The 5,344-nt window shown below is 61.6% G+C and carries 4 protein-coding genes and 1 tRNA gene; 2 read left to right on the plus strand and 3 right to left on the minus strand.

Annotated elements, in window-relative coordinates; all coding sequences use genetic code 11:
* Window positions 1–294: 294 nt before the first annotated feature.
* From A3CW_RS0143940 to A3CW_RS0143950, 3 genes are all read right to left on the minus strand, one after another.
* A complete protein-coding gene (locus A3CW_RS0143940) occupies window positions 295–1,329 on the minus strand; it encodes an IS110 family RNA-guided transposase (protein WP_028208285.1) in 1,035 nt (344 codons plus the stop codon).
* 127 nt (window positions 1,330–1,456) lie between these two features.
* The gene (gene ltrA, locus A3CW_RS0143945; protein WP_154678236.1) at window positions 1,457–2,935 is read right to left on the minus strand and encodes a group II intron reverse transcriptase/maturase; all 1,479 of its coding nucleotides are present in this window, start codon (window positions 2,933–2,935) and stop codon (window positions 1,457–1,459) included.
* 356 nt (window positions 2,936–3,291) lie between these two features.
* Complete coding sequence (locus tag A3CW_RS0143950; RefSeq protein WP_081772112.1) at window positions 3,292–4,497, minus strand: porin; 1,206 nt, start codon at window positions 4,495–4,497, stop codon at window positions 3,292–3,294.
* Between the two features lie 220 nt (window positions 4,498–4,717).
* Between A3CW_RS0143950 and A3CW_RS0143955 the strand changes: the two genes are divergently transcribed.
* Together A3CW_RS0143955 and A3CW_RS49855 are read left to right on the plus strand one after the other, a co-directional pair.
* A tRNA-Ser gene (locus tag A3CW_RS0143955) sits at window positions 4,718–4,808 on the plus strand.
* Window positions 4,809–5,115: 307 nt separating this feature from the next.
* A partial coding sequence (locus A3CW_RS49855) for a hypothetical protein (RefSeq protein WP_035515868.1) occupies window positions 5,116–5,344 on the plus strand: 229 nt, incomplete at its 3' end.

The following is a 5,344-nucleotide window of genomic DNA, read 5'->3' on the forward strand; positions in this document are numbered from 1 at the left end:
CTGAACACCCCCCGCACATACATGGACGCCCCCAGTTTGCCAAGCTTTCAGTCTTTGACGGCTCGAAGGTAGAGATTGCACTCATACATCCGGACTTTCGGTGCGGCGTTGCCGCTGTCCCTGATGGAATCCGCTGGCCAAGTTCTCAATAGATCCGTGTGCTCGAGGCACGCTGTGCGGGTCAGATTTCCGTGGCCACGGTCTTACCAGTTTTGCCATCAATTCATGATCACCTGAGCAATCTAGAGAGCTCCTGTTCTGCGGGGTTACGTTGACTACTTCAAGCCGCGCCGACTACGCGACGGCGATAGCCGTCGCGTAGTCGGCGCGGAATTCGCGGCCATTGGACAGCAATGCCCAGATAATGCGAGCATTCTTGTTGGCTAATGCAACCGCTGCCACGTTCGTGTTGCGACGCTTGAGTAGCCTGCTCAGCCAACCGTCTGGACGCTCCTTTCGCTGCGCCGCGTAGATCACTGAACGCGCTCCCTGAATCAGTAGCGTCCGCAGATACGAATCTCCTCTCTTGCTCATCCCCAGCAGCACGGTCTTGCCGCCAGTGGAGTTTTGCTTGGGCACCAGCCCAAGCCAGGCACTTACCTGTCGACCGCTCTTGAAGCTCTTGGCGTCGCCAATAGAGGCCACCATCGCACTGGCCGTAATCGGCCCTATTCCTGGCAGCTTGGCCAGCTTACGGCTATCGTCGTTCATGCGATGCCACGCGACGATCTGACTCTCGATCTCATGAACCTGACGATCGAACTCCTTCAACTGATCCAGTAGGCGTTGCACCAACAGACGGAACGAGCCCGGCAAATCATTGTCTGCATCCTCAATGAGGTCTGGCACACGCGTGGCAATGTGGGCGATGCCCTGCGGAATGACGAGCCCGAATTCGGCCAGCAGTCCACGGATCTGGTTGGATTGCGCTGTCCGAGCCTTTACAAACCCCTGGCGGACACGATGCAGCGCCAGCACAGCTTGCTGCTCGATATTCTTGATCGGCACGAAACGCATATTTGGCCGGCCAACCGCTTCACAAATAGCCTCGGCGTCAGCCGCGTCGTTCTTATTCGTCTTTACGTACGGTTTGACGAATTGCGGCGCCATCAGCCTCACATCGTGCCCCAGGCCGCGCAGCTTGCGCGCCCAGTGATGGGCGCTTCCGCAGGCCTCCATGCCAATCAGACACTGCGGGAGGTTTGCGAAGAAGACCGCCACCTGGTCGCGCTTGAGCTGTTTCCTCAGCACGGTCTTGCCATGCTCGTTGACACCGTGCACCTGAAATACATTTTTTGCCAAGTCGATACCTACGGTCGTAATCTTCATTGCCGGACGCTCCTCTTGGTATGGTTTGCAACCTTCCGCTCCACTATGACACGTCGCGGCCACCGGTTTGTGGGTGGGGGCGTCCATACCAATAGATCCCGGCGTGCCCAATTTAGGCACCGGGCTCCTACCTTGAGTGCTTGACGGCAAAGCGCCGATCAGGCCATGGATGAAGAATGCGAGGTTGAGGGAGCCAGGCATCCGCGATCCTCTCGACCCGTGGCCACGTCATATGATCCTTCTGGCTGCGACGCCGGAGCGCGCGCCGCCAGAGATCAACGACGTGATAACGGAACGCGCCAAGCGCGCGCGAGTTCGTGGGGACTGCGTGGTACGCGAAATAGCCACGCACCACCTGCCCAAGCCACTTCCCTTGCACAGGAATCGGATCGTGCATGCGTCGCCGAAGCTCCTCCTTGATCTGCCTGAGCTTCGCCCGCATGCAATCGCCCCGGGTCTTTCGCTGAAGCTGGAAAGCGCCACGACGCGATTTGCCGCAGATAAAGATGAAGCCCAGAAACGCAAAGGTCTCCGGCCGGCCAAGACCGCGACTCCGGCGGTTGACCGCTGCGTAGCGGCCGAACTCCAGTAGTCTTGTCTTGTCCGGATGTAGCGCAAGCGCGAACTCCTCCAACCTCTGACGCATCGCATCCCAGAAGCGCCGCGCGTCAGCTTCGTGCTCAAAGCCAACAACAACATCATCTGCGTATCGCAGGATGATGACGTTGCCTTTGGCTTCGCGCCGTCGCCACCGTTGGGCCCAGAGGTCAAAGACGTAGTGCAGGTACACGTTCGCGAACAGCGGTGATGCCACTGATCCCTGTGGGGTACCCGTCTCACTGACGCTGAGCTCTCCATCTTCCAGTACGCCCGCCTTGAGCCATTTGCGCACAAGGCGGATGATGCGCTGGTCGCCGATCCGGTGCTCAATGAAACGGACCAGCCATTCCTGGCTGACCGAGTCAAAGAAACTCTTGAGATCGGCGTCCAGAATCCAGTTCACCGGGGTGCTGGTGATTGCTGTCGCCAACGCGTCCAGCGCATCGTGCTGACTGCGCCCGGGCCGGAACCCGTACGAGAACCCGAGGAAATCCCCCTCGTAGATCGCGTTCAGTACATCAACCACCGCGCGCTGGACGATCTTGTCCTCCAGTGCGGCAATCCCCAACGGGCGCTGCTTACCGTCCGGCTTGGGTATGTACTGCCGCCGAACAGGCAATGCCCGATACGCTCCGCTGTGTACCTGCGCGTGCAAACGCTGGAGATGCTCTTCCAGTCCTGCCTCGTAGTACCGCCATGTCATGCCATCCACTCCCGGAGCCGCATTGCGCTTGAGCGCAAAGAACGACTCCCGGAGCCGGTCGACAGTGACGTGATGCAAAAGCGCGATGAACCGCTCCTTCTTCCGCTGCCTTGCGGCTTGCCGTACACGTTCCAGCCCCTGTGACACGCTTGCCCGGTTCTGCGCCCGGCGCGTGCGTTGCTGACCCGTGTTTCCCTTGGTCCCCGCCCTTGGCTCCGCCCACTCCGCAGCCGGTTTCCCGACGTTGTTCGCAGGCTTCCTCGCTACTATGGCGGAGTCTGACTTCTCTCGACCGTTCATCATCGGCTACGGCTCCTCGCCTTCCCGATGCGGACCAGCCGTGCTGCGACTGGCCGGACGAGAGATCTCCCGGTTCCCGTGCAAAGAGCGTCCGTACGTGCCAGGGTCTTCGACCACGCCGGATCGCAGGGGTGCTCGCGCTCACGCGCCCCTTCGTGTTGCCTTCCGCGTTCTAAACCGAGTCGGCATCCGGGATATACACAACTATCGCGGCTCAATGGCTGGCCCGCACGCTCCCCTGCCGACGCTTCGCCGACCACCTCACGGTGACCTGCGCACGGCTCGGGGCCGATGTGGTTCGCTACTCCTTCATCGCAGTGGACTTTCACCACCTACTCCTTGCCGGTCTCCCGGCGCACTCAGAACTTGTGACGGATCCCCACTACGACGAGCGCCTGATTGTCGGCACCCGAACTCACGCCGAAGTCGCCGATCGATGCCTGCGCAACGACACTCGAACCCTGCGCGTCGAGCGTGTGGCCACTCGCCTTCTGGTAGCCGGCGAGCGCGTAGAGATCGGTGCGTTTGGAGAGCGAGTAATCGCTGCCGAGGTTCACCTGGTTGTAGTGTGCGGACGACGGCCCCGTGAGCGACGTGTAGTTGTAGCCCGCGCCCGCGCGCAGCGCCGGTGTGATCTGGTAGTTCAGGAACGCCGAGCCGCTGTTGAATATTGCGGTCTGGTGGAAGGTTGAGTACGCATCGTTTGCGTATTGCGTGTTCGAGTAGGCCAGCCCGAAGCTCAATGCGCCCACCGCATAGCTGCCGCCGGCGCGCACGATCTGGATGGAGCTTGCGCTTGCGAAGCCCTGATTGATGACCGTGTTGAAGAGACTATCCGAGCTGCTCGTCCAGGTGCGCACGCCGGAAGTGAGCGTGCTGCCGCCGTTGGCGAAGAAATAGCCGGCCGCGAGCGAGAGCGGCCCGTTCGAGTAGGCGGCGCTGAAGCTGTATGTCTGGCCGCTGCCGGTTGCGCCGGCCACGCCGCCGAAGCCGTACAGCGCCTCGAACTGCAGGCCTGCGACGAGCGGGCTCGCGTACTTGACCGAATTGCTCACGCGCAGGCTGTTGTCGTAGTTGTCGAGGTCGCCGGGCGTGCCGAATACGCCGCCGAACGGACCGTCCGCGGTGAGCGGTTGCACGAGATCGACGAGCGGATCGTACTGGCGGCCGAGCGTGAGCGTGCCCCACGTCGTGCTGGCGAGACCGACGATCGCCTTGCGTCCGAATTCGCGGCTGCCCTGCCCGAGCGTGCCGGTGCCCACGTTGAAGCCGTTTTCGAGCTGGAAGATGGCGGCGAGGCCGTTGCCCAGATCCTCGCTGCCGCGCAGGCCCCAGCGGCTGCCCGAGAGATTGCCGCTGCTCAGCTTGACGAGCGTGGACTGGTTTTGGCCGTTCGCGCCCTGGGCGTTGGGCACGTAGGCCAGGCCGGCATCGACGATGCCGTACAGCGTGACGCTGCTTTGCGCGTGGGCACTCGTGGCGATTGTGGCCACCGATGTGGCGAAGGCGAGCGCGAGAGCGGCGGTTAGCGGGCGGCGTGTGAGAGAGGCGTTTTTGTTGTTCATGCGGGGCGTTCCGTTGCGTGTGGTGATTGTCGCTACGCGGTCCTTGCGAGGCGGCTGCAAGGCCGGTGCGGCAACGTTACGGAACGCCCAGCAAGCGGGGAACGAACGATTTCTGCGTTGCTTAGGGGGTGCGAGCGACTTTGCAAAGCGCAGATCGTGCCAGGGGCGGCGCGAGCGCATTCCTCCGGCGCGCGGAGTCTGCTATAATTCGCCTCCCGCCGGAGAGATGGATGAGCGGTTTAAGTCGCACGCCTGGAAAGCGTGTATAGGTTAATAGCCTATCGGGGGTTCGAATCCCCCTCTCTCCGCCAGGAACGAATTAAAAACCCCGTATAGTCAATGACTTACGGGGTTTTTCATTTTGGCCCGTCAAACAACTCACCGGCGGGCAGCAGGGGCGCCTGACTGCGAGTCAGAACTTAAGAGCGCCCCAACGCCTCGATAGTCTTGCCCTCTATCAGCAAGCACAGCACTTTCGACCTTCGACCAATTGAGGTTGCATCCGCCCCGCGCTATAAGCGCATTACGGGCTGAAATGGCTCGACAACGTGCGGCCTTTCTGACTATTGCAGTCCTGTTGTACGGGCCGCGTCTCCCACGACATCCACGAGTGAGCCTATGGCGGACCTGCCAACCATGCCAGAGCGGCGGGCGTATCACCGGGACGTGATCCACAAGCTCCCCGCAGTCAGCTCCCGCTTCCTTACGTTGTCCAATATCGCACTGGCGCGCTCGACGTTAACCCTGCGCAGCGCCGCACTGGCGATTGGCGCTGTCATAGCGCTCTCAGCCTGCGGCCATGCCTTGCCTGATGATCCGTTCGCCAGCGAAGGCCAGGCCATGGCAA

The sequence above is a fragment of the Paraburkholderia nodosa DSM 21604 genome (assembly GCF_000519185.1).
GTDB classification, from domain to species: Bacteria; Pseudomonadota; Gammaproteobacteria; order Burkholderiales; family Burkholderiaceae; genus Paraburkholderia; species Paraburkholderia nodosa.

Coding starts and splice junctions, on each gene's coding strand:
- A3CW_RS0143940 (WP_028208285.1), bottom strand. CDS start 1,329: ATGAAGATTACGACCGTAGGTATCGACTTGGCAAAAAATGTATTTCAG.
- ltrA (WP_154678236.1), bottom strand. CDS start 2,935: ATGATGAACGGTCGAGAGAAGTCAGACTCCGCCATAGTAGCGAGGAAG.
- A3CW_RS0143950 (WP_081772112.1), bottom strand. CDS start 4,497: ATGAACAACAAAAACGCCTCTCTCACACGCCGCCCGCTAACCGCCGCT.